Here is a 23,682-nt window from a genome sequence, read left to right as displayed (position 1 = left end):
CCCCCAACCAAAACCGTCGGGGAAGTGTGTTCACATGGGTCAATTCTCAGTGACAATTTATGGGGATACCGGGTCAGTTCTCAGTGACAATCAACAAGCAGGTAGCTTCAAAGAGCCCCCTACAAGGCCGAAGCAGGCCAGTGCGACGCAGGGGCATTCCTAGGGGCAGTTTGCTGCCTCTGTGGCGTTCCCGCTCTTGCTACGATGTTCAGAAGGCCGATGGCTGGGGTGGTAGGATTCGAACCTACGATCTTCAGTACCAAAAACTGTTGCCTTACCACTTGGCCACACCCCATCGGTGAGCGGGTGTCTAATGCCAGATTTCAGCAGGTGCAAGAGGGTTTTTGGAAAAAAATGCAGTTTTCATGCTTCCCTTTGCTGGTCTGTTCTGCCCCGGAAATACTCAGCTCTGGTGCTGGGTTTCTCAATCTCTTCCGGTCCTTACAAGGATGGAGCCGGCGCGATGCCCCCGTTCGACGGCGTGATGCGCCTTGGCGGTGTCGACCAGATCGAAAACCTCAGCGATGGGCAGATGCAACGCCCCAGCGGCTGCCGCATGTTCGATACGTTTGATCGCTGCACGACGGGCCACGGGCGGCAGCAGATAGACCAGCATCATCTCCAGCGTCACCGATTTGAACATCAACGGGTAGAACGGTAGCTGCGGTGTCATCTGCTGCGCCGACCCATAGGCCGTTATCCGACCATTTGGTGCAATGACCTCGGTGTCGACGGCACAGTTCGCACCAAACTCAACCTCGACGATATGTTCGACGGGGCGACCATCATTTGCCGCCAGGATCTGCTCTGCCAGGTCCCCGTCGGCATAGGCCAGGGTGGCGTCAGCTCCGGCCTGCCGGACCCGGTCCGCCGCGTGAGATGCGCAGGTCGCGATCACCCGCGCCCCGCCCCATCTGGCCAGCTGCACGGCCAATAGACCAACGGTGCCGGCACCGCCCTGAACGAGCACCGTTCGATCGGTGACATCCCCACCCGAGAACACCGCATGAGCAGCCGTTAGCGCCGGGATCCCCAGAGCCGCGCCCTGTTTCAGGTCAAGCCCTTCCGGCAGCGGAACAGCCTGCTCAGCCGGCAGCGTTATGGAGGTGGCGGCGGTCCCGAACGGCCGCTGCCACTGACCGTTCCAGATCCAGACGGCCTCCCCGATACGCGCCGGATCGACACCCTCGCCGACCTCCGCAATCACGCCCGACCCGTCACTATGGGGAATGATCACCGGATAGGGCAGCTCAGTCACTCCGGCGCGGGCGCCGGCCCTCGCCTTCACGTCAGAGGGGTTTACGCCGGAATAGGTCAGTTCCACACGCAGCTCACCTGGCCCCGGTGCGATATCGGGCAGGTCTTCCAGCTGCAGGACGGTTTCTGCCGCTCCAAACGCGCGATAGGTGACTGCCTTCATGATAGGGACCTCTTCGTACTGGCGAGCGCGATGCACACCCTCTACTGCCCCCGTAGATGAGCGAAGACACGGCAGGCCTGCAAGCCCCCGCGTCTCCACCGCTCTCACCCGGTCGATGGTCCGCCCGATGGATTTTTACCGCTCAGGCAGGCACACCCGCGGACCGCAGCGCCTTGCTCCAATCCTTGCCGAAGGGGGCATTGGATGCCGCGTGATCTTTTTCGTAACGTGCAATGTTGAACCCCGGCTGCACGGTGAGTAGCGATTTCACGACATCCCGCGCCTTGTCCGATTGCCCCAATGCCTGCAGGGCGATGGCTTTGGTCCGTAACGTTGCCGGGAAGGTCGGGTTGGCCTGCAAGGACCGGTCTGCCAGGTTGACTGCACGCTCGTAATTCTGCGCGCCCAGATTGGCCGTCGCTGAATATGAATCGAAGTAATAGCGCTGCGGTCCCAGCGGAGAGAGCCGCCGTGCGGCATCCGTCAGCCTTACCGCATCCTCCGGCTGGTTCTGATAGGCAAGGGTTGTGCCCTTCAGCAGCAATGCCAATGCTTCGTTCGGATTGTCCTTCAGTGCGAGGTCATAGGAATCCTGCGCCAGATCGAACCGGAACATCAGGTGGCTGGCGATCAGCCCCCGCACCGTCAGTGCCAGAGAGAACGTCGGATCCTGGGCAAGTGCCGCTGCCACCAGCTGGTTGGCGAGATGCGCGTCAAGCTGACGATCCGTTGAGAAGCCTTTCTGCACGCGCATCACATGCCACATCGCCATCCACGTCAGGGCAACCGGGTGCTGCACTTCACGTTCCAGCAGGACTGCGAGGATTTCCTGCGCCTGGTTGAACTGCGGCATCTGCATGTCCTGCATCAGCGCGATCGCCGCCATCAGCAAGGTATGACTATCGTGTTTGGACAGCGGCCTGAAGCCAACCAAACGCACCGCTTCACCGACCACGGTCCAGCCGATCTGTGCGGTAACATCTCGCAAGGCCATGCTGCACCCATTGGTCAGCATCGCGAGGGTCTCGGTGAAGTCTCGCGACCAGATGACCCGCTCCCGCTCGGCGTCATGCAGGTCAACCTGCAAACGGTAGGTCTGGCCCGTAACATTGACGGTCCCCGATACAAGATAGCTGGCACCCGCCATCGAATAGACTTCGCTAGGGCGGATCTGATGCGGATCGAACTGCCGCGACGCCAGATATGACGTGACGCAAAAGGCATGGCTGCGCGACAGGTGGCGCACCAACTCCTCCGAGAGCAATGCCCCAAGCGGAGATTTTGCATCCCCCGGCGCGCGGTGCACAAACGGCAGAACGGCGATCGGCGGCAACAGGCTGTCCAATACGGCGCGGCTGTAGTCACGCAGCATGCCCGTGGCGGCCCGATTGCGGGCATCGGCGCGCGTCAACTCATTGCGCTGCTGTTCCAACCAGACCGCAAATGTCGTTTCATGCGGCAGCTCAAAGCCTTCCATGAAATCGCCCTTGGCAGGGTCTGCATCTACTTCGATTTTCGACAGATCCAGGACCACGCGCTCTCGATTGGCGGACAGAAAGGACGCACATTCGCTTCCAAGATGCCGACGGAGAGTCGAGAGCGCGGTTCGCAAACTGGCCTTCGCCTGCTCTGGCTGGGCCAGACTCCACAGGGTACGCTCCAAAAACGCTCGTGTTCGCACACCGCCTTCTGCAGTAGACAAAAGTGCCAACAGTGCTTGGTGCTTTGAGCCGAGGAGAAGACTGTCTCCGTCGGGCAGAAAAACTCCAAACGCGCCAAAATGGCGAATTCTAAGTTTATTTTCCATATCCCAAACCCATTACCTCTAGCAATACAACCGGAACCTATAAACCCCAACTCCGACCGAATTGATTACCCACCCATTAACCATCTCACAAGAATCAATAAAAGTCACCACAAATAATACAACCTAAAGGATTTCAGTATGTTTGGATAACGCACACTTGTGGAGTATTCCCTCCAGCATCCAAACCACTGATCGGAATCCAGCTATTGACCACGGCTGAATGAGACGACAGCCGCAATATATTGTCTCCTCCAGATGGAGAAACTGCACATCCGGTGTCAGGACAGCCGAGCCGCGCAGGCGGAATAGCCGTCACATCCGACGCCGTTCTCTAACAGTCATTGATCGGGAGGCCGGATACGGATGTGAAAAAATGCACCCTATGATTGTTTTGATTAATTTTCAGATATAAACCGATACCCGCTGCCGACAGTATCGACACGACCCACGCCACCATTCGGTAGGTGATACCCTACAACCATCAGCTGCTCAGATGACAGCCGCTGCAACAGCTTTTGCCGCACCCTGGCCGCGGCGGCCGGGAGTTGATCGGATGCGATTTCCCAGCCCGGCTCGGAGAAGCTGACATGTGCATTGGTGATCGCATCACCCAGCACCATCACGTTATCCGTCCCACCTGAAATTTCAAACGACATATGGCCGGGTGAATGGCCAAAGGTCGCGTGTGCAGCAACACCCGGCAAAATCTCGGCGCCATCATCGAACAGGGTGATACCATCGGCAAGGATCTCCAGACGTCGGCGTGCGCCAACCGCCATGGACTCACGCGCCGCGCCGATTGACCCCACGGTTGCAGGATCAAACCAGTAGTCCCATTCCTTGCGCCCCATCATATGTTGAGCGTTGCTAAAGAGCGGTTCGTCGAAATCATCCAGAACGCCCCAGAGATGGTCAGGATGGCAGTGCGTGAACACCACATGCGTGACATCCTCCGGGCTGATCCCCACGGCAGCTAGCGCATCGGGCAGCTGTCCAGTCCCATCCTGAAAGGCGGGCCCCGCACCGGTATCAAACAGAATGATGTGATCCTTGTCGCGCAACAGCGTGACATTCACCTCCGGTGTGAGCGGCTCATCAGGAGAAATCCCATGCTCCGCAAGGACACGCGCAAGCGCAGATGGCTCCAGATCCCCATACAGAAAAGAGGGTGGCAACTGCATTCGGCCATCTGAGAGGCTGAGCAGCTCCGCTGCGCCGAGCGACACTCTGGTTTCCGCCCAAACACGCCCGAAGGGCACCAGCGCGAGCCCGGCCCCCAACCCCTGCACAAAATGCCGTCTTGTTACTGCCATGGTTCAACTCCCTCTTCCGCAAGAGTAATAATATTCAAATATGTGCATAAAATGAAGCCCAATACGCCGGATAGAGGGCCTGACCGAAGAATAGCAAAAACCGACAGATAGAAACCTGTCGGCTTTTTCCCTTTTGTTTTCGAGGCGGTCGCCTATTTCCGGCTCAGCTCTTTCCAGACGCCATTCTCTACCACCGAGATGACAATGACATCGGCGCCCCTATGGTCATCCGGCCCATAGGTGATCTGGGTATCGGTCAAGGCATCAAAGAAATCGAGGCTTTCCATCCCCTTGATAAAGCTTTCATGAGTCAGATCGGGGCCTGCGGCCTCCAGCGCATTCACCACGGTATTGGCTGCACTATACCCGAGCATGGCAAAGCCACCGGCGGGCTGGCCGAACTTTGCTTCGTAATCCGCCATAAACTTCGCCGGAACGTCGTCTTCAGCCCGCGCGATCAGGTCAGCCCAGCCAGCCGCAGCATAGAGACCCTCCGTTACGCCGCCGGGCACCGCCGCCACCACCTCAAGAAAACCGGCGGAGGTGTTGAGGAATTTCGCCTCAGTCCAGCCCAGCTTCTTGGCAGTGCCAACCACGGTAATCCCCTGCCGCACGCCAAGCGCCATGGTGATGATATCGCATCCTTCGGACTTCAGCTTCGTCAGCGAACCGACGAAGTCCAGCTCATCCGGCTTATGGGTCGTCTCGGCAGCGAAACTCAGCCCTAGTTCGGCAGCAACATCCTGGCTACCCTCCTTGATCTCCTTGCCGAAATCCGACGGGATATACATCGAGCAGACTTCTTTCGCATCGAATTCTTCCGCCAGATAGGTCACACCGGCGCGGACCTGATCGTAATAGCTGGAAAACCCGATGAACTTATTGTCGATCGGCTCCTGCAACATCTGACGCGCAGCGGTCAGCGGGCTGATATTGGGAATGCCTTTCGGATCCAGCAATTTGAACCCTGCGATATTCATGGGTGTTCCCAACGACAGGAGCATTGCAAAGACCTGATCGCGATTCAGAAGCTTATTGTAGCCCTGCATGGCCCGCGGAATCTGATAGCCATTGTCTTCGACCACGAAACGAATTTGGCGGCCGTGAATGCCGCCATTGGCATTGGCCTCGTCAAACCGCAAATTGGCGCCATTTACGGCCGGCACACCAACAGCGGCAAATATTCCACTCAGGTCATTGACCGAGCCGAGCACAATTTCACTGTCGCTCACTCCTTGGGTCTGCGCCATCGCCTGAGGCGCAAGCCCCGCCGCCAGTGCGGCCCCGATAAAGCCCGCTGTCCATCTCTTCATCTGCGCTTACTCCCTTGTGTCCCCCGGCGCGGATGCGCCTGTTTGTCAGTACATCTGGTCGATCAGGTTCTTGTGCTTTTTCTCCACCAGCCCACGTTTCAACTTCATGGTCGCGGTCAGCTCGTCATCCTCGGCCGTGAGCAGAACGTTGATCAGACGGAAATCCTTGATCTGCTCGACACGCGCGAAATCACGGTTGACCGCATCGACCTCACTCCGGATCAGATCAACCACCGGTTCCGCAGCACAGAGCGAGGCAAAATCACTAAACGGGATTTTCCGATCCTGCGCAAATTTCTCGACGTTTTCCTGATCAATCATGATCAGGCAGGTCAGGAATTTGCGCCGGTCACCGATCACCACTGCGTCTGAAATATAGTGGCTGAACTTTAACCGGCTTTCGATTTCAGCCGGTGTAATATTCTTGCCGCCAGCGGTGATAATGATGTCCTTGATCCGCCCGGTGATGGTCAGGAACCCATCTTCGTCCAGCCGCCCGACATCGCCAGTGCGCAGCCAGCCATCCTCGGTATAGGTCTCAGCCGTTTTTTCAGGCTTGCGCCAATATCCCTGGAAATTGTTGAGCCCCCAGAGCTGAATTTCCCCATCCGCCGCGATACGAATATCAACGCCCGGCACGGCCTGGCCAACAGTGCCCGGCCGATGCGACAACACCCGGTTTGCCGCGGTAAGTCCTGCGTTTTCGGTCATTCCGTAGCCCTCGATCAGCGGCACGCCAATCGACCAATACCAACGCAGCAATTCAGGCGAAATCGGTGCCGCCCCGGTGCCGCCCCGGCGCAGCCGGTCCAGCCCGAGCATTCGGCGCAGATTACGCAGAACCAGCATATCCCAGATCCGATAGCGCAGGGCGATACCCGCAGGGACGGGTTTTGCGGCCAGCACATACTCGGCCCGCGCAGCCCCCGCAGCGACCGCCCGACCAAAGGCCCAGCGCCCCAGCCAGGTCGCCTCCTGCGCCAGGACCAGAACGCGGGAATAGACTTTTTCCCAGACACGCGGCACCGCAAAGAAGGTGGCCGGCGACACTTCCTGCATATTGTCGAAAACGGTTTCCGGGCTTTCGGCGAAATTCACCGTACTGCCGGCCGCCATTGGCAGGTAGACGGAGACGTTGCGCTCAAGGATGTGGCAGAGCGGTAGGAAACAGAGCTGCTCATCCGTGGCGTAGCATTCCAGTGCACGCGCGCCTGACTCCATCGTCGCGAGGATGTTCTCGTGACTCAACATGGCGCCCTTGGGCAGGCCAGTGGTGCCCGACGTATAGATCAGCAGCGCGGTTTCATCTGGCCGCGACCGGGCCACCGCGTCCTCGAAAGCGGTTGGATTTGCCATCTTGAAGGCCGCGCCCTGATCATAAAGCTGATCGAGAAACAGGCATCTGTCATGCTCCAGATCATGCAGTCCGTCGCGCTCCAGAATGATAACCCAGCGCAGATGCGGGACCTCGGCTTCGATCTCCAGGAACTTGTCCAGCTGCTCGTCGTTTTCCACCACCAGAAACCGGCTGCCGCTGTCATTGATCAAATAGGCCAGCTGCTGGGCGGAATCTGTCGTATAGACGCCAGACGCAATGGCCCCGGCGCCCTGGATGCCCATATCGAGATAGAGCCATTCCTTGCGGTCTTCGCTCAGGATCGAAACAACTTCACCTCGCTCGAGCCCCAGCGCCATCAGGCCCAGGCCGATCTTTTCCGCATGGTCCCAGTAGTCCTGCCAGGAATAGGCCTTCCAGATGCCCATATCCTTTTCGCGATGAGCGGTCCGTTTACCCAGTTGATGACAGCGCAGCGAAAACAGTTTTGCCACGGTATCGCAGCCATCGACCATGACGGGCCGCTGCCCCGGCGTGGCATTGTAGCTGGCGCCGTTCAGTTCAACCTGAGGAAGCGGGGCCGCATCGCCGCCCGCCTGTGTTGTTATGTCTGCCGCCGACGCTGTCTGTGTCACCGCTGTCCTCGCATCCATTCAGGTCCCTAGTTGATCTCAGTCGCGCCGATCAGCGCCATGTCTTCTTGCGCTTCCAGCGTTTCTCGCTGCGCTGCCCGGCCTCCTGATGGCCGAGGTAAAACGCTTTGATATCCTCGCTGTCCATCAGCCGGTCGGCGCTGCCATCCATGACGATACGCCCGATTTCCATGACATAGCCGACATGCGCCAACTCCAGCGCGATCCGCGCGTTCTGTTCCACCAGCATCATGGTCACCCCCTCATCGCGGTTCAGCCGCTTCAGGATGCCAAAGATTTCCTGTACCAGCAGTGGCGACAGGCCAAGGCTTGGTTCATCCAGAAGCATGATGCGCGGACGGAGCATCAACCCACGCCCGATCGCCAGCATCTGCTGCTGACCGCCTGACAGTGTGCCAGCCTCCTGATGGCGCCGCTCAGCCAGGATGGGGAAATAGTCAAACACCATCTGACGGTCGCGCTCGATCTCAGCCTGATCACGGCGGGGATAGGCCCCGAGGGTCAGGTTTTCGTCAACGCTGAGCAACGGAAAGACCTCGCGCCCCTCGGGCACATGTACGATGCCCCGGCGGACGATCCGATGCGGTTCCTCACCTTGGATTTCTTCGCCGTCGAAGCTGACCGTGCCCTTCTCAGGATCCATGATACCCGAAATCGTCTTCAGCAGGGTAGATTTTCCAGCGCCATTGGCGCCCAGAACCGTGACGATCTGCCCGGCCTGAACCGATAGCGAAACACCGCGAATGGCCATGATCGGCCCGTAGAAACTCTCAAGATTGCGAATGTCCAGCAAGGCCGCGCCCATCACACCGCCCCCGCGCCCAGATAGGCTTCGATAACAGCCGGGTCGGCCTGCACTTCAGCCGGGGTGCCTTCGGCCAGTTTCGCGCCATCGGCGAGGGCCAGAACCCGGTCCGACACGCTGGACACCAGACCCATGTCGTGTTCCACCATCAGGACAGTGATCCCCATCTGTTTGCGGATATCGTCGATCCACCAGCGCATATCCTGGGTTTCCTCCACCGACAGGCCGGAGGCGGGTTCATCCAGCAGCAAAAGCCGCGGCCCCGAGGCCAATGCACGGCCAAGCTCAACAACCTTGCGGATGCCATAGGGCAACCCGGCAATCATCTTGTTGCGGTAGGCTTGCAGATCCAGGAAATCGATGACCTCCTCAACAGCAGCCCGGTGCAACCGTTCCTCGCGCCGGACACGTGGCGCAAAAAACAGCTCTTCGATCAGGGTGGTGCGCCGATGACGATGCCGACCGACCAGCAGGTTCTGCAGCACCGTCGCATGATCGAACAACTCGATATTCTGAAACGTCCGCGCAATGCCCAGATCCGCCACCGCATCCGCGTTGCACTGCAACAGGTCACGCCCATCAAAGCGGAACTGGCCGGAATGTGGTTGGTAGAACCTGGAAATCAGGTTGAATACGGTGGACTTCCCCGCCCCATTTGGCCCGACGATGGCATAGACCTCACCTTCCTCAACCGAGAAGCTGAGATCATTCACCGCCACAACGCCACCGAATTTCAACGTGGCATGTTCAATCTCCAACAGGCTCATCTGAGGCGCTCCGTCTTGAGATAGGATTTCTGACGCCGGAACATATCCTTGCGTGCGAAGGGGAACAGCTCGAACCAGATGCGAATCTTCAGCCAGCGTCCATAGAGGCCCATCGGCTCAAACAGAATGAACAGGATCAGGATCATGCCAAAGACGCCGGTTTCCAGACCCGGAATGGCAACCCCGCTGCCCAGCACGCTGTCTTTCAGGATCGACAGCCCCTGCGGCAGAAAGGCGACCACCACCGCGCCAAAAAACGCGCCATGTATTGATCCCAGCCCGCCAATCACGATCATCATCAGCAGCGTAATCGAGATCACCAGAGAGAAGGTCTCATTGTTAAAGGCACCGGCGTAATAGCCCATCAGCGCCCCGGCCCAACCGGTGATCATGCAGCTCAGCCCAAAGGCGGTTGCCTTGGTCCGGGCGATATGTACGCCCATCGCGGTGGCGCTGACTTCACTGTCGCGCACCGCTGCAAAGGCCCGGCCAAGCGGTGACCGTAAAAGATTGCGGTAAAACAGCGTTGAAATCACCGTGACACCAAGAACCAGATAGTAAAAGCGCACCGGCATGGTCCAGCGTTCAATCTCGATCCCAAATAAACGGATCACGTCAGGAAATTTGCCCGACACACCACCGGTCCAGGGTTCAAGCAGAACGATGATGTCATCGGCCAGGATCGACAGGGCAATGGTAGCAATCGCCAGATAGATCCCGTGCAATCGCAGGGCCGGAATGGCGATGATGGCCCCAACAACCCCGGTCAGGACCCCTGCCAGCGGGAACGCCAGAACAAAGGGCACCCCCTGTTCAATCAGGATGGTATTGGCATAGCAGCCAATCGCCAGAAACGCAGCATGGCCAAGGCTGGCCTGTCCCGTCTGGCCGGTCAGCAGCATCAGCCCCAGCCCGGCAATCGCCCAGATCAGAACATTGGTGACCTCGCCGATGTAGAATTCGTTGATCAGCAGTGGCAAAGCCAGCGCCAGCACAATCAACGCACCATAAACCAGCAGGCTATGACGGTCAGGAAACAGGCGGATGTCGTGGTCGTAGCTGGTTTTGAACTGAATCCGCATCGCCTTATACCTTCTTTGTGCGCACTTGGCTGAACAGACCATGCGGACGGAAGACCAGCACCGCCAGCAACAGCACGTAAGGGGCAATCTGCGAATAGCCAGCCGCCAGGTAACGCGCGGCAAAAGGTTCGATCACGCCGACGATCAACCCGCCCGCCAAGGCACCCGGAAGCGAGCCGAAGCCACCGATCACCGCCGCAGCAAAGGCCTTGATGCCCAGCAGCCCGGCATTTGGATCAATCGCGCCCTTCGACGCAAAGAGGATGCCCGCAACAGCCGCCGTCGCTCCCGAGAGCCCCCAGATGAGCCCCTGCACCCGCCTGACCGGAATGCCCATGAAATAGGCCGCCATCTGGTTTTGGCTGGCCGCCTGCATGGCCAGACCCAGCTTGGTGCGCTGAAAAAACTGGTAGAGCGACCAGGTCAACAGCACCGTGACAACAATCACCGCTATATCGGCCAGCCCCAGAACGACGCCGGCAAGCTGTACATCTCCCAGCGCCAGCGGACTCTCAAGCGTCTGTGGCTCATGGCCCCAGATCGCACCGGCAAAGAAGCGAATGACAAAGCCCAGCGCGATCGTCAGGATGACAACCGCCGTCTGGTTCTGCCCAAAGAGATGACGCAGGATCAGCAGGTCAAGCAGATACCCAAGCCCGGCCATGATTGCGATCGACAGCGGTGCCGCGACCCAGAAGGGTAAGTCCAGATATTCAGCATTGGTCAGTCCCAGCGTAACGAAGGCGCCAAGCATCATGAAATCGCCCTGAGCGAAATTGACCGCCTCGGTCGCCTTGTAGATCAACACGAAGCCAAGCGCGATCAGACCGTAAACACAGCCGTTCGCGAGCCCGCTGACCAGCAGCTGCACTCCGTCCAAATTGTCCTCCCCCACCCGTTCAAGGCGGCTTTTCTTTTTGCGCAGGTCCTATGCGTTTCAGACCTCCTCAAGCCAAAACGCGGCTGCGATTAAACCCAGAGTAGAGAGGTTGAAATTCACCTGTCAATCCGCGCGACACTGCGTCAGCGCCAGAAAAACAGGCTACCGCATTCGAAAAATGCCTCTATCATTCGCGGCGCAATCTTGGGCCGGAACGGTGCGCGAGGTGACCAGTCAGCCGCAGACGCTCTTTAGCGCAGCGCAGAATCTCGCGGCCGCTGCCGACAAGCGGTGCTCACTCCGCAGGCAGAGCCCGACCGGCCCAAGGGTGCTGTCAGTGTCCAGCGGCAGCTCTACCAGGGCGCCGCTGGCGAGGTCAGATTTCACCACCCCATGGCTGATGATCCAGACCGCCTGATGTGCCAATGTGAACTGGCGCCCAAACGTCGACGAGACTGTTTCAATGGCGGCGTCAGGCATCGAAATGCCCTGTTCCAGGAACATGCGTTCAACCGAAGGGCGAATAATTGACTTCGGCGGCGGCATCAAAATCGGAAACGCGCCGAACAGCGCATAGGAGAGATCCTGCGGTGCCAGCTCCGTCAGCGGATGGCCCGGTGCGACGACCACTGTTACCCGCTCACGGAACAGCGGATCGAAATCCAGGCCCACCATATTTTCGGGTGCCGGTAGTCGCCCTACGACCACATCCAGCTCTCCGCGCCGCAACAGATCCAGCAGATGCTGATTGTCTCCCGACATGACGGAAAACCGGTTGCGCGCGCCCTGCGTCCAGATATTGGCCAGCGCCTCCGGGACAACGGTTGCCGAGACCGTCGGCAAAGCCCCAATCGCCACCTTGGATCCTGCGGCCTCGTCCAGCCCACGTAGCAATTCGACACCGTCGCGTGTAAGGGCCAGACTGCGCCCCGCATAGTCCCTGAACGTCTCACCATAGCTGGAGAGTCGAATGCCGCGACCGTGTTTCTCGACCAAAGGTTTATCGCAGACGGCTTCCAATTCGCGCAGCGCCCGCGTCACTGCCGGCTGGGTCATGCCCAGGCGCTCCGCCGCTTGGGTCACGCTCATCTTTCTGGCAACCTCGACAAAGACCTCCAGATGGCGGAGCTTCAGCTGAGATGAAAGGCGCATATCATTTTCGACATAAAAATATCCACACAAGGGGATTATACAGACCATTTACGATATGAGATAAGGGATAATCCATGGAGGAGCATATGCACAAGCCGCAGTATGACGCAGGGATGAAGGTTCGTCGCGAGGTATTGGGCGAAGCCCATGTGGCCCGCGCAGATGCTGCGACAACAGCGCTGGATGCGCCTTTCCAATCCCTGATTACCGAAGCAGCCTGGGGGACAGTCTGGGCCTCTGAGCAGATCAGCCGACGCGAACGCTCGATGCTGACGCTGGCCCTTCTTGCGGCGCTCGGCAATTTCGATGAGATCCCGATGCACATCCGCGCAACCGCAAATACCGGCGCAACACCCGAAGATATTGCTGAAGTTTTCCAACATGTTGCCATCTACGCGGGGGTGCCGCGCGCCAATCATGCGCTGAAGCTCGCCAAGAGGGCCTATGCCGAAATGGCCGCCGAAGAACGAGGCGACGCCACCCCCGCAGGAGACAGCTGTGACGCCCCCTGATTATTTTACCCGCGACCGCCGCTGGCACCCTCCTGCCTTCACGCCGGACTACAAAACCTCGGTCAGCCGATCCCCGCGATTGCCGCTGCTCAGCCTCGAAAACACTGCCAGCGAAATCACCGGCCCGACGTTTGCGCCCAGCGATATCGCGCCCGGAGACAATGACCTTCTGACCAATTTCGCCCACGATGGCGGCAGTCCGATCGGCGAGCGCATATTGCTGCATGGGCGTGTTCTGGACGAAAACGCACGTCCCGTTCCCAATACACTGGTCGAGATCTGGCAAGCCAATGCCTCGGGCCGCTACCGCCATAAAAAGGACGGTTATCTGGGTGCATTGGACCCCAATTTTGGCGGCTGCGGTCGTGTTCTGACCGATGATCAGGGCGCCTATGCCTTTCGCACAGTGAAACCAGGGGCCTACCCCTGGCGCAATGGCATAAACGACTGGCGGCCTGCACATATACACGTTTCGGTGTTTGGCCGCGCCTTTGCGCAGCGGCTGATCACCCAGCTCTACTTCGAGGGCGATCCGCTGATTGCCCGCTGCCCTATCGTTAGCACCATCCCCGATCGCGCCGCCGTTCAGCAACTGATTGCGCGGCTCGACATGAACGAGACGCTGCCGTTCGACATGATTGCCTACCGCTTTGATATCGTGCTGCGCGGGCGTCGCTCTACCCTGTTTGAAAACCGGCCGGAGGGGAACTGATGGTGCCGCCACTGAAGGAAACCCCGTCTCAGACCGCAGGCCCCTATGTGCATATCGGCCTAGCGCCCGGTGCCGCCGGGTTTGAAATCTATGCGGCCGAGCTGGGTCAGGATATCGCCGGGCCTAATGCCAGGGGCCAGCGCATTCGGGTTCAAGGCCGGGTCTTCGATGGCACCGGCGCAGCTCTGAAGGACGTTTTGATCGAGGTCTGGCAGGCCAATGCCGACGGGCGCTATCCGCATCCGGAGACTCCAACATCCGATGATGCGCGCGGGCAGGTCGAACCCGGTTTTCGTGGCTGGGGCCGGGCGATTTCTGATTTCGACACCGGGGACTGGCAGTTCGAGACCGTGAAACCGGGAGGTGTCTGCGGGCGTGACGGGAAGACCATGGCACCACATATCAACCTCTGGATCGTGGCGCGTGGCATCAACATCGGGCTGAATACCCGGCTCTACTTCGACGATGAGCCGGAGGCCAACGCCAGCGATCCCATCATGGCGCTGATCGAGCAGACCGAGCGGCAAAAAACCCTGATCGCCCGCCGCCAGGATCACGGCAGGGCGGACGATGCGCAGGCACCCGTGACCTATCGCTTTGACATTCACCTGCAAGGGCCGGACGAAACCGTGTTCTTCGATATCTGAGGGCTGATCATGACCAATCCCTGTATCATCTGCGTCGCGATAACCGGCTCTGTGCCGCGCAAGGCCCATAACCCGGCCGTGCCGATCACTGTTTCCGAACAGGTAGAGAGCACACAGGAAGCCTATGAAGCCGGTGCCAGCATCGCCCATTGCCACGTCCGCCAGGACGACCAAACACCAACTTCCGATCCTGACAGGTTTGCTGAACTGATGGATGGGATCCGGCGGCACTGTCCCGACATGATTGTCCAACTCTCTACCGGCGGCCGCTCCGGCGCTGGTCGCGAACGCGGCGGAATGCTGTCTCTACGGCCTGATATGGCTTCGCTCTCGGTGGGCTCCAATAATTTTCCAACCCGCGTCTACGAGAACCCGCCGGATCTGGTCGATTGGCTGGCTGCGCAGATGCAGGCCTACGACGTGAAACCGGAAATTGAGGCCTTTGACCTCTCCCATATTCATCAGGCGGTGGCGATGTCGCGTGACGGCCGGTTGAAGGCCCCACTCTACGTCCAGTTTGTACTGGGCGTGAAGAATGCAATGCCGGTGGATCGTGATGTGTTTGACTACTACGTCAAGACTATGCAGCGCCTTGCCCCGGATGCGCAGTGGTGCGCGGCCGGGATCGGAGCCGGACAGATCGAGGTCAACGAATGGGCCATCGCGGCAGGCGGGCACACCCGTACCGGGCTGGAAGATAATCTGCGACTGGACCGGCATACGCTTGCCCCCTCCAATGCCGCACTGGTGCGCCGGACGGCGGATCTGTGCGAACGCTACGGGCGACCCGTTGCTACCGCTCATGAGGCCCGCAGCATTCTGGGCCTGCGCGCAGCCAACGGCTGAAACGGGGCGACCGGCTATCACCTGTCAGCGCAGCAATAGGCCGACCCAAGACACCTCTTTCGGCTGTTTCATGCCCAACCCAACGGACGCGGCGTCAGCCGGCCTGACCCCCTTGTCTGCGCGCATATCGCACCCTATTTCGAGGATGCGCGCGACGCATTCGCAGCAAGAGCCGCTCCTCCCTCGGCTGCTGTAGCCTGATTGCCTAACCCTCCCGAGTTGCACAGGGCTTGGAATGCGCCGCGCGTTACCATCCCTCGCATCCCATTGGCCATGAGATATGCCGCCAAGCCTCCTCAATCCGCGACGTCTTGCTGCTCCGGGATCTGCGACAGATCACGCAATATCGGGCAGTCCGGGCGATTATCGCCGGAACAGCAGGTGACCAGTTCCGACAATGTGTCCCGCATCGCTTCCAGATCCGCGATCTTGAGGTTGATCTTGTCCAGATGTTCCTGCGCCAGTTGTTTGACATCTGCGCTGGCACGGCTCTCATCCTCGTAAAGCGCAAGAAGCGTGCGGCAGTCCTCGATCGTAAACCCAAGCGCGCGGGCACGACCCAGAAACGCCAGCTTGTGAAGGTCGGTCTCCGCAAAACAGCGATAACCGTTTTCGCTGCGCCGCGGTTTGATCAGCCCAATGTCCTCATAGTATCGAATGGTCTTGGCCGGTAGGCCGGAGCGGTTCGCCACATCGCCTATATTCATGGTCGCACCTCTGCCAATTGCTGCGCGCCTCGCGCGTTTGGGAACTTTCCTAAGGGATCTATTTCGGAACTCATCCGACGCAAGCCCAGGCTGTTGCCGACGCCGGTCACCTTAACGTTCAGTTTTCTGACACGCGCCTGTTCCATGGCTCACCCCTTTCGACATCTGATCATCCCCTTTTGCGGCAGATATGAGGCTTCCAGTCAGGGGAAGGTCAAGGGCAGATAGCGCAGGTTTCTCGAACAGATGATGTGGCCATACTTACGCCCACCGGACCGGCAGGTGACGGGAACGAAGAGGCCCTCGTCGTATTCTTCTGAGGCGCAGCCAGCCGAAGCCGCTAGTGTGGTAGCGCAAGAAATACACATCCCGCGACGGCCGATGGTTTACGCCCCCCCAATAGGTCTGCCAATATGCCGCTCAGCGCAATTGGCGCCTGCCGTCACTGACAGAACAAAGGAATTTCGCAATGATACGCACTCGCGCCGCTGTGGCCGTTGCCCCGGGCAAACCGCTTGAGATCATGGAAGTGAACCTCGAAGGTCCGAAAAAGGGCGAGGTGCTGGTCGAAATCAAGGCAACCGGCCTCTGCCACACGGATGAATTCACCCGCTCCGGGGATGACCCGGAAGGGATCTTCCCGGCCATCCTGGGCCACGAGGGCGCAGGCGTCGTGATCGAAGTTGGCGAAGGCGTCACCAGCCTTGAAGTGGGCGATCACGTCATTCCGCTTTACACCCCCGAGTGCCGCGAATGCGAGTATTGCCTCAACCCAAAGACAAATCTGTGTCAGGCGATCCGCTCTACCCAAGGTCAGGGCCTGCTGCCGGACGGATCCACCCGTTTCTCGATGCTGGATGGGACACCGATCCACCATTACATGGGCTGCTCGACCTTTGCCAATCACACAGTGGTGCCTGAGATCGCCCTGGCCAAGATCCGCAAGGACGCCCCCTTTGACAAGGTCTGCTACATCGGATGCGGCGTCACCACCGGCATCGGCGCGGTGATCAACACCGCCAAGGTCGAGATCGGGTCGCGCGCGATTGTCTTCGGCCTTGGCGGCATTGGACTCAACGTGATCCAGGGTCTGCGACTGGCAGGTGCGGATCAGATCGTCGGCGTCGACCTCAACCCCGGCAAGGTTGAGATGGCCAAGAAATTCGGCATGACCGACTTCGTAAACCCCTCCGAGGTAGAGGGCGATCTGGTGGCGCATCTGGTTGAGCTGACCAAGGGTGGCGCCGATTACACATTCGACGCGACGGGCAATGTGCAGGTCATGCGGACCGCGCTTGAAGCGGCGCATAAAGGCTGGGGTGAGAGCATCATCATCGGCGTGGCTCCGGCAGGCGCCGAGATTTCGACACGTCCGTTCCAGCTGGTCACAGGCCGCAGCTGGCGTGGCACCGCCTTTGGCGGCGCCGCCGGGCGTACCGACGTGCCCAAGATCGTGGACTGGTATATGGACGGCAAGATCGAGATCGACCCGATGATCACACATAAACTGTCGCTGGACGAGATCAACCATGGGTTCGAACTGATGCACGAAGGAAAGTCCATCCGCGCCGTGGTCGAATTCTGATCCACCCGCATACCCGAGATCATGACGCAGGCCGCAGGGCCTGCGTTTTTTTTGCACTTCATCTGCCTGCATTCGGCGAACGTCCTGCCAGCAAGGGGTGGCGAGCCGCGTCAACCAAAGGCATAATTGCCCGGCACCTGCCCCGCTTTGGTTGAGGACCTTGCTTGAAACTACAAGCCGTTGACATCTCCCGGACCGAATCCGCCGCGACGATCATCTTTCGCACCCTGCGCAAGGCGATCATCACCGGTGAGCTGTCGGATGGAACCCCCCTGCGGCAGGATGAAATCGCCAAGGCCTTTCACACCTCGCGCTTTCCCGTCCGCGAGGCGATTGCCCGCTTGGAACAGCAGGGGCTGGTCACCTCCCAGCGCTACAAGGGTGCCGTGGTCGCAACCCTGTCGATGCAGGACGCCTCAGAAATCTTTGACCTGCGCGCCAAGCTTGAAGCGGATATCATCCGCGCCGCCGTCCCGAACATGACCATGGACATCCTCGCACAGGCGCGCGCGCATCTGGATGCCTTTGCCGCCTGCGATGCGCCAATGCAATGGGGGCCGCTGAACCGAAAATTTCACGGCACGCTCTATAGCGTCAGCGGCTTGCCCTATCACGTCGAGATCGTCGAAACCTCGATGGACCGGATTGATCGCTACCTTCGCGCGCAGCTTATCATGAGCGACGGCATGGCCCGCAGCAGCAGGGAGCATCGCGCGATACTGGCAGCTTGCGAAACAGGTGATGCCGATCTCGCGGCCCAGCTGACAGCAGAGCATATTCTGGCTGCCAAAACCTCGCTTGAGGATCAGCTACGCGCGCAGATCCCCTAACGCCGCACTGCCGCCCTACCGCACCTCTAGGATCCGGCGTCCACCGCCTCAAGGCTGACATCGTAGCCCCACAAGCGACGCAGATGCTTCAACACCTCGTCGCGGTCATCCTCCGACAGGTGAATGCCGTCGCGCACCGTATGGGTCAGCTTAAGCTCGCGGTCGCCTTTCAGATCGGCATCAGTGACCTGAATATCAGGCTCTAAATAGGCCAAATCGTAGGAATGCGCGAGATCGCGCCGCACCGAGCGATAGCCGCTGCGATTGTGGATCTGGCTCACCACCAGATGTGACTGCTCGGCGTCATCAGCGAGGGTGAACAGTTTGAACTTGCGGATGAGATGCGGCGACAGGAACTGCTGGATGAAACTTTCATCGCGGTAATTGGCCCAGGCATCCCGCATCACCCGGCGCCAGTCGGGATCACCCGCGAAATCCGGAAACCATTCGCGATCTTCATCGGTCGGGTTCTCGCAGATGCGGCGAATGTCCTGCATCATCGCAAAGCCCAGCGCATAGGGATTGATGCCAGAATACCGCGGGTCGTCATATTCCGGCTGGAGCACCACATTGGTATGGCTGTGCATCATCTCCATATAGGCGCCTTCGGTCAGGCGGCCCTGCTCGAACAGCTTGTTGATAATGTAATAATGCACAAAGGTCGCGCAGCCCTCATTCATAACCTTGGTCTGTTTCTGGGGGTAAAGATACTGCGCCAGCATCCGCACGATGCGCAGGATTTCAGATTGCCACGGATCAAGAACCGGGCTGTGTTTCTCCAGAAAATACAGCAAGTTTTCCTGCGGCAGATTCATCAGCTTGCGACGGGCACTATAGGGCTCGTCCCTGATCTGCTCCAGCTTGTCGCCACCCATGGTTGCATCGGTCCAGATATCCAGAACGCTCTGACCGCTTTCATAACCTTCACGCACCTTCTGCATCGCTGCCAGTTCTTCGGTGGTGGGTTTGGGCGGACGGCCATAGCGAAAGACCCCCTGCGATTGCAGCGCATGGGCCGCGTCCAGGATCTCCTCTACTGCGCTGAGCCCGTAGCGCTCCTCGCAGGCGGCGATGTAGTTCTTGGCAAAGGCCAGATAGTCGTGAATGCCGGCCGCATCAGTCCATTGCTGAAACAGGTAGTTGTTCTTGAAAAAATGATTATGCCCAAAGGCCGCATGGGCCATGACCAGCGTCTGCATGGCCATGGTATTTTCTTCCATATTGTAGCTGATACAGGGGTTTGAGTTGATGACGATCTCATAGGCCAGCCCCTGCCGCCCGGTCCGATACAGCGCCTCGTCGCGGGCGAAATGCTTGCCGAATGACCAGTGCTGATACATCAGCGGCAGACCGACGCAGGAATAGGCATCCAGCATCTGCTCGGCCGAGATGATCTCGATCTGGTTCGGATATACATCAAGCCCCAGATCATTCAGCGCAATATCCTCAATCGCGTCCCGCGCAACTTCCAGAAGTTCAAAGGTCCATTCCGGCCCCGTGAACAGTGGCTTCGCGATAGTATCACCCGCCTGCATTCTGCGCCCCTTTTGCCTTGGGGAGGAAGAACTCCCTGAAAATCGGATAGATATGGGAGGGTTGCGACACACGCTGCATCTCAAAATGCGGGACCTGAGCCTTGACCTGCCGGTAGTTCTGCCAGAGATCCTCACCCGCCTCGGGATTGCTCAACAGCATCTCGGCGTTCTCATCGACGATTTCGACATAGGCGTAGTACTGGCAGACCGGCAGCAGCTCTTCCAGAAGCAGCGCCTTGCAACGCGCCGAGTCATTGCCGAAATTCTCCCCATCAGAGGCCTGCGCCCCGTAGATGTTCCACTCATCCGGCGGGTAGCGTTCGGCAACGATCTCCTTCATCTTCTCCAGCGCGGTCGACACGATGGTGCCGCCTGTCTCGCGGGCATAGAAGAAGGTTTCTTCATCAACCTCCTGCGCGTGATGGGTGTGACGCACAAAGACCAGTTCGGTATGCTCATAGCTGCGCGCCAGGAACAGATGCAGCAGCAGGAAGAACCGTTTGGCCAGATCCTTCTCCCGCTCCTGCATGGAGCCAGAGACGTCCATAAGGCAGAACACGACCGCACGGGAGTTGCGGATCTTCTCCGGCACGTGGGTGTCATATCGCAGATCCAGCGGGTCAATATACCCCACCACGCGACGTTTGCGCTCCAGAGCCTCCAACCGGAGGATCAGCTCTTCAAGATAGGCTTCCTGTTCGGTGCTGCGTTCCGCCAGCGCCTGAAGCTCCTCGATCTGTTTTTGCAGCTCGGCTATGGATTTGGCAGTCGGGCGTTGCAGTGCGATCCGACGTCCCAGCGAATTGCGCATCGTCCGCACAAGGTTGAGGTTGTTCGGCGTGCCCGCAGTGGTCAGCCCGGCACGGCGTGTCCCGATGGTTTCAGTCTCTACAGAGGCTTTTTTGACCAGATCTGGAAGCTCAAGACCATCAAACAGGATCTCAAGGTATTCGTCGCGCGTCAGGGTAAAGGAAAATTCATCCGCGCCATCGCCATCCTCGGACGCCTGTTTGCCCCCCTCTCCGGCGCCCCCCTGCGGTCGCTTGAGCGTGTCGCCGACAACAAAATCCTTGTTGCCGGGCAGCACGTGACGGCGGCGCCCCCCCTTGGCGGAATGGTGAAACCGGGGTTCTTTCAAACCCCGTGAGGGAATAGTGACCTTCTCACCTTCGGCAGGAATACCGCCACCATCCTTGATCGATTTGTCGCGGACCGATCTGTCCACGCGCTCCTTGATGCTTTCGCGGGCGCGTTCGAGGAACCGTTGCCGGTTCCCCAAACTCTTGCCCTTGGGATTGGCGCGCCTGTCGATAAAGTGATGCATCTGCCACCCACCCTTTGCTGTTAGCCCGCCTTATTTACGCGCATGTACCATTCCACCAACCTGCGAACCTGCCGGTCGGTATAGCCGTGGCTGCGCATCCGTTCGACGAACTCCTGATGTTTGCCTTCGGTCTTGCTGTCCTTCTTCGATCCGAAGGAGATAACCGGAAGCAGTTCCTCGACCTGGCTGAACATGTGTTTCTCGATCACATCCCGCAGCTTCTCGTAGGAGTTCCATGCCGGGTTCGAGCCGGTATTGGCGCGATGACGCAGGGCGAATTTGACCACCTCATTGCGGAAGTCTTTGGGGTTGGCGATGCCCACCGGTTTTTCGATCTTGCTCAGCTCGGCGTCCAGAACCTCGCGGTCATAGAGCTGGCCGGTGTCCGGGTCCTTGTAATCCTGCTCCTCGATCCAGGCATCGGCATAAGAGATATAGCGATCGAACACGTTCTGCCCGTATTCGGTATAGCTCTCCAGATAGGCTTTCTGGATTTCATTGCCGATGAACTCCTCATAGCGCGGGGCCAGTTCCGTTTTGATGAAGGCAAGGTATTTCGCCTCTGTCTCCGCCGGGAATTGTTCGCGTTTGATCATCTGCTCCAGCACATACATCAGGTGCACCGGATCCGCCGCCACCTCATCGGTGTCAAAGTTGAAGGTGGTCGACAGCACCTTGAAGGCAAAACGGGTCGAAATCCCGTTCATCCCCTCGTCGACACCGGCGCGATCCTGATACTCCTGCACGGTCTTGGCCTTCGGGTCGGTGTCCTTCAGGCTTTCGCCATCGTAGACGCGCAGCTTGGAATAGAGATTTGAGTTTTCATGCGGTTTCAGCCTGGTCAGCACCGAAAACCGGCTGAGGATCTTCAGCGTTTCAGGCGCGCATGGGGCCGCAGCCAGCTCGCTGTGTTCGATCAGCTTGTCGTAGATCTTAGCCTCTTCGGAAACCCGCAGGCAGTAAGGCACCTTCACGATCGACACACGGTCGATGAAGGCCTCGTTGTTCTTGTTGTTCTTGAACTGCTGCCATTCACTCTCGTTGGAATGTGCAAGGATCAGCCCGGTGAAGGGGATCGCGCCGAAGCTCTCGGTCCCCATGTAATTGCCTTCCTGCGTCGCCGTCAGCAACGGATGCAGCATCTTGATCGGCGCCTTGAACATCTCGACGAACTCAAGAACGCCCTGGGTCGCACGATTCAGGCCACCTGAGAAACTATAGGCGTCGGGATTGTCCTGGCTGTAATGTTCCAGCTGGCGAATATCGACCTTCCCGACCAGCGTGGAGATGTCCTGATTGTTCTCATCGCCCGGCTCAACCTTCGCAACGCAGATCCGGCGCAGCCGCGACGGATAGAGCCGCACCACCGAGAATTTGTTGATATCGCCGCCGAACTCATCCAGCCGCTGGACCGCCCAGGGCGACATCAGCCCCGGCAGCCGGTGTTGGGCGATGCCATATTCATCGCTCAGCAATTTGCCCATCCGCACCGGATCGAAAAGGCCAAGCGGGCTCTCGAAGATCGGCGACAGCTGATCGCCAGCCTTCAGCACGTAGATCGGCTGCTCCTCTACCAGACGTTTGAGACGTTCCGCGAGCGAGGATTTACCACCGCCGACCGGACCCAGCAGGTAGAGGATCTGCTTGCGCTCCTCCAGCCCCTGCGCGGCGTGGCGGAAATAACCCACGATCCGCTCGATCGTGTCCTCCATGCCGTAGAAATCTTTGAAGGCAGCGTATCGCTTGATGGTGCGGTTCTGAAAGATCGGACCCAGTCGCGCATCTTTTGACGTATCAACCAGCTCCTCTTCGCCAATCGCCTTGAGCATACGTTCGGCGACATTGGCATACATGCTGGGATCATCGCGACAAGCATTCAGATAGTCCTGTAACGACATCTCCTGCTCGCGCGTTTCGCCGTATTGTTCGGCAAAAATTTCGGCAATGTCTTTCATCTGGCTCTAGCCTCCTAGTTACTGCGCGCCGGTCCTCCTGGGGTCCAAGATCGCACACGGACAGAGGGCGCCCAGCGCGAGGGCCAAGTAATGTCCGCGTGAAAATATTCGTCTGAATTCTGCTCGGCGCCGGATCCGGCGATACAAGACCAGCGGGTCACTCTGAGCGGTGACATTCCAGCTGTGGCCTGGGTTTCGGCGTCGTGTACTTAGGATCAACTCTACACCAATTATGTCCTTCAGCCTATCTGAAACTGGTGTCTTTTTGGTTAATTGCCAGTGCGTTTTAATAGAACGCTTGTTCACACATTGGCGATATAGACGTGACCCGAACAGCCGAAACCGGCCCCCTTTCTGACGGCTCTTCAGCCTGCGGACACATGGAACCACCATAAACAGAAGGCAAATAAACGCAGCGCCCATCGCAAATGCACCGCAAACCCACCGCAGCCACCTCCCTAACGTCAACCAGAGGGGATCATTAACAAAAACCGACGGATA

General features: G+C 58.9%; 20 protein-coding genes and 1 tRNA gene. 6 read left to right on the top strand and 15 right to left on the bottom strand.

Features of this window, described 5'->3' with window-relative positions:
- Window positions 1-220 precede the first annotated feature (220 nt).
- The 11 genes from VWZ85_RS18765 to pcaQ form a co-directional block, all read right to left on the bottom strand.
- Window positions 221-295: transfer RNA gene (locus VWZ85_RS18765), tRNA-Gln, on the bottom strand.
- A 129-nt stretch (window positions 296-424) separates the two neighbouring features.
- Window positions 425-1,420 (bottom strand): NADPH:quinone reductase, encoded by a 996-nt coding sequence (locus tag VWZ85_RS18760; protein ID WP_416587429.1) that lies wholly within the window; start codon window positions 1,418-1,420, stop codon window positions 425-427.
- A 142-nt stretch (window positions 1,421-1,562) separates the two neighbouring features.
- Complete coding sequence (locus VWZ85_RS18755; protein WP_340544173.1) at window positions 1,563-3,227, bottom strand: tetratricopeptide repeat protein; 1,665 nt, start codon at window positions 3,225-3,227, stop codon at window positions 1,563-1,565.
- Between the two features lie 395 nt (window positions 3,228-3,622).
- Entirely contained in the window at window positions 3,623-4,540 is a 918-nt protein-coding gene (locus VWZ85_RS18750) for an MBL fold metallo-hydrolase (RefSeq protein WP_416587427.1), read from the bottom strand.
- Between the two features lie 152 nt (window positions 4,541-4,692).
- Complete coding sequence (locus VWZ85_RS18745; RefSeq protein WP_416536374.1) at window positions 4,693-5,853, bottom strand: ABC transporter substrate-binding protein; 1,161 nt, start codon at window positions 5,851-5,853, stop codon at window positions 4,693-4,695.
- Window positions 5,854-5,898: 45 nt separating this feature from the next.
- Window positions 5,899-7,842, bottom strand: coding sequence for an AMP-dependent synthetase/ligase (locus VWZ85_RS18740; protein ID WP_416587425.1), 1,944 nt, complete (start codon window positions 7,840-7,842; stop codon window positions 5,899-5,901).
- A 31-nt stretch (window positions 7,843-7,873) separates the two neighbouring features.
- Window positions 7,874-8,647 (bottom strand): ABC transporter ATP-binding protein, encoded by a 774-nt coding sequence (locus tag VWZ85_RS18735; RefSeq protein ID WP_416587423.1) that lies wholly within the window; start codon window positions 8,645-8,647, stop codon window positions 7,874-7,876.
- Window positions 8,647-9,414: an ABC transporter ATP-binding protein gene (locus VWZ85_RS18730; protein ID WP_340544166.1), complete on the bottom strand. Its 768-nt coding sequence runs from the start codon at window positions 9,412-9,414 to the stop codon at window positions 8,647-8,649. Before VWZ85_RS18730 ends, VWZ85_RS18735 begins: the two co-directional genes overlap by 1 nt.
- Window positions 9,411-10,496, bottom strand: a complete 1,086-nt coding sequence (locus tag VWZ85_RS18725) for a branched-chain amino acid ABC transporter permease (protein ID WP_260082436.1) — start codon at window positions 10,494-10,496, stop codon at window positions 9,411-9,413. Before VWZ85_RS18725 ends, VWZ85_RS18730 begins: the two co-directional genes overlap by 4 nt.
- Before the next feature lie 4 nt (window positions 10,497-10,500).
- Window positions 10,501-11,376 carry a branched-chain amino acid ABC transporter permease gene (locus VWZ85_RS18720; protein ID WP_340544161.1) on the bottom strand — a complete coding sequence of 292 codons (876 nt, stop codon included), beginning with the start codon at window positions 11,374-11,376 and terminating at the stop codon, window positions 10,501-10,503.
- 234 nt (window positions 11,377-11,610) lie between these two features.
- Window positions 11,611-12,528 (bottom strand): pca operon transcription factor PcaQ, encoded by a 918-nt coding sequence (pcaQ, locus tag VWZ85_RS18715; protein ID WP_416587421.1) that lies wholly within the window; start codon window positions 12,526-12,528, stop codon window positions 11,611-11,613.
- An 86-nt stretch (window positions 12,529-12,614) separates the two neighbouring features.
- Here pcaQ and pcaC point away from each other — a divergent pair, with 86 nt between their 5' ends.
- From pcaC to VWZ85_RS18695, 4 genes are read left to right on the top strand one after another with little or no spacing between them, the layout of a single operon-like run.
- Entirely contained in the window at window positions 12,615-13,040 is a 426-nt protein-coding gene (gene pcaC / locus VWZ85_RS18710) for a 4-carboxymuconolactone decarboxylase (RefSeq protein ID WP_416587431.1), read from the top strand.
- A complete protein-coding gene (pcaH, locus tag VWZ85_RS18705; RefSeq protein ID WP_416587419.1) occupies window positions 13,027-13,752 on the top strand; it encodes a protocatechuate 3,4-dioxygenase subunit beta in 726 nt (241 codons plus the stop codon). The genes pcaC and pcaH overlap by 14 nt, the downstream gene beginning before the upstream one ends.
- A complete protein-coding gene (gene pcaG / locus VWZ85_RS18700; protein ID WP_416587417.1) occupies window positions 13,752-14,399 on the top strand; it encodes a protocatechuate 3,4-dioxygenase subunit alpha in 648 nt (215 codons plus the stop codon). Before pcaH ends, pcaG begins: the two co-directional genes overlap by 1 nt.
- A gap of 9 nt (window positions 14,400-14,408) precedes the next feature.
- Window positions 14,409-15,245 carry a 3-keto-5-aminohexanoate cleavage protein gene (locus VWZ85_RS18695; RefSeq protein WP_416587416.1) on the top strand — a complete coding sequence of 279 codons (837 nt, stop codon included), beginning with the start codon at window positions 14,409-14,411 and terminating at the stop codon, window positions 15,243-15,245.
- 296 nt (window positions 15,246-15,541) lie between these two features.
- On the opposite strand, the gene cueR is transcribed toward VWZ85_RS18695, so the two are convergent.
- Complete coding sequence (gene cueR / locus VWZ85_RS18690) at window positions 15,542-15,952, bottom strand: Cu(I)-responsive transcriptional regulator (protein ID WP_340544153.1); 411 nt, start codon at window positions 15,950-15,952, stop codon at window positions 15,542-15,544.
- A 469-nt stretch (window positions 15,953-16,421) separates the two neighbouring features.
- Between cueR and VWZ85_RS18685 the strand changes: the two genes are divergently transcribed.
- The gene (locus tag VWZ85_RS18685) at window positions 16,422-17,537 is read left to right on the top strand and encodes an S-(hydroxymethyl)glutathione dehydrogenase/class III alcohol dehydrogenase (RefSeq protein ID WP_340544152.1); all 1,116 of its coding nucleotides are present in this window, start codon (window positions 16,422-16,424) and stop codon (window positions 17,535-17,537) included.
- Window positions 17,538-17,701: 164 nt separating this feature from the next.
- Window positions 17,702-18,367, top strand: a complete 666-nt coding sequence (locus tag VWZ85_RS18680; protein WP_340544151.1) for a GntR family transcriptional regulator — start codon at window positions 17,702-17,704, stop codon at window positions 18,365-18,367.
- A 26-nt stretch (window positions 18,368-18,393) separates the two neighbouring features.
- Here the strand turns inward: VWZ85_RS18680 and VWZ85_RS18675 are convergent, their stop codons facing one another.
- From VWZ85_RS18675 to VWZ85_RS18665, 3 genes are read right to left on the bottom strand one after another with little or no spacing between them, the layout of a single operon-like run.
- Entirely contained in the window at window positions 18,394-19,902 is a 1,509-nt protein-coding gene (locus tag VWZ85_RS18675; RefSeq protein ID WP_416537135.1) for a SpoVR family protein, read from the bottom strand.
- Window positions 19,889-21,226, bottom strand: a complete 1,338-nt coding sequence (locus tag VWZ85_RS18670) for a YeaH/YhbH family protein (RefSeq protein WP_416537134.1) — start codon at window positions 21,224-21,226, stop codon at window positions 19,889-19,891. The genes VWZ85_RS18675 and VWZ85_RS18670 overlap by 14 nt, the downstream gene beginning before the upstream one ends.
- 20 nt (window positions 21,227-21,246) lie before the next feature.
- A complete protein-coding gene (locus VWZ85_RS18665) occupies window positions 21,247-23,181 on the bottom strand; it encodes a PrkA family serine protein kinase (RefSeq protein ID WP_340544146.1) in 1,935 nt (644 codons plus the stop codon).
- Window positions 23,182-23,682 lie beyond the last annotated feature (501 nt).

The organism is Phaeobacter sp. JH20_29, assembly GCF_048056175.1.
Lineage (GTDB): Bacteria > Pseudomonadota > Alphaproteobacteria > Rhodobacterales > Rhodobacteraceae > Phaeobacter > Phaeobacter bryozoorum.
This window is presented reverse-complemented; position numbering and strand designations above follow the sequence as displayed.

Coding starts and splice junctions, on each gene's coding strand:
- VWZ85_RS18750 (WP_416587427.1), bottom strand. CDS start 4,540: ATGGCAGTAACAAGACGGCATTTTGTGCAGGGGTTGGGGGCCGGGCTC.
- VWZ85_RS18745 (WP_416536374.1), bottom strand. CDS start 5,853: ATGAAGAGATGGACAGCGGGCTTTATCGGGGCCGCACTGGCGGCGGGG.
- pcaG (WP_416587417.1), top strand. CDS start 13,752: ATGGTGCCGCCACTGAAGGAAACCCCGTCTCAGACCGCAGGCCCCTAT.
- VWZ85_RS18735 (WP_416587423.1), bottom strand. CDS start 8,647: ATGGGCGCGGCCTTGCTGGACATTCGCAATCTTGAGAGTTTCTACGGG.
- VWZ85_RS18740 (WP_416587425.1), bottom strand. CDS start 7,842: ATGGATGCGAGGACAGCGGTGACACAGACAGCGTCGGCGGCAGACATA.
- VWZ85_RS18665 (WP_340544146.1), bottom strand. CDS start 23,181: ATGAAAGACATTGCCGAAATTTTTGCCGAACAATACGGCGAAACGCGC.
- VWZ85_RS18670 (WP_416537134.1), bottom strand. CDS start 21,226: ATGCATCACTTTATCGACAGGCGCGCCAATCCCAAGGGCAAGAGTTTG.
- VWZ85_RS18760 (WP_416587429.1), bottom strand. CDS start 1,420: ATGAAGGCAGTCACCTATCGCGCGTTTGGAGCGGCAGAAACCGTCCTG.
- VWZ85_RS18725 (WP_260082436.1), bottom strand. CDS start 10,496: ATGCGGATTCAGTTCAAAACCAGCTACGACCACGACATCCGCCTGTTT.
- cueR (WP_340544153.1), bottom strand. CDS start 15,952: ATGAATATAGGCGATGTGGCGAACCGCTCCGGCCTACCGGCCAAGACC.
- VWZ85_RS18730 (WP_340544166.1), bottom strand. CDS start 9,414: ATGAGCCTGTTGGAGATTGAACATGCCACGTTGAAATTCGGTGGCGTT.
- VWZ85_RS18755 (WP_340544173.1), bottom strand. CDS start 3,227: ATGGAAAATAAACTTAGAATTCGCCATTTTGGCGCGTTTGGAGTTTTT.
- pcaQ (WP_416587421.1), bottom strand. CDS start 12,528: ATGCGCCTTTCATCTCAGCTGAAGCTCCGCCATCTGGAGGTCTTTGTC.
- VWZ85_RS18695 (WP_416587416.1), top strand. CDS start 14,409: ATGACCAATCCCTGTATCATCTGCGTCGCGATAACCGGCTCTGTGCCG.
- pcaC (WP_416587431.1), top strand. CDS start 12,615: ATGCACAAGCCGCAGTATGACGCAGGGATGAAGGTTCGTCGCGAGGTA.
- VWZ85_RS18675 (WP_416537135.1), bottom strand. CDS start 19,902: ATGCAGGCGGGTGATACTATCGCGAAGCCACTGTTCACGGGGCCGGAA.
- VWZ85_RS18685 (WP_340544152.1), top strand. CDS start 16,422: ATGATACGCACTCGCGCCGCTGTGGCCGTTGCCCCGGGCAAACCGCTT.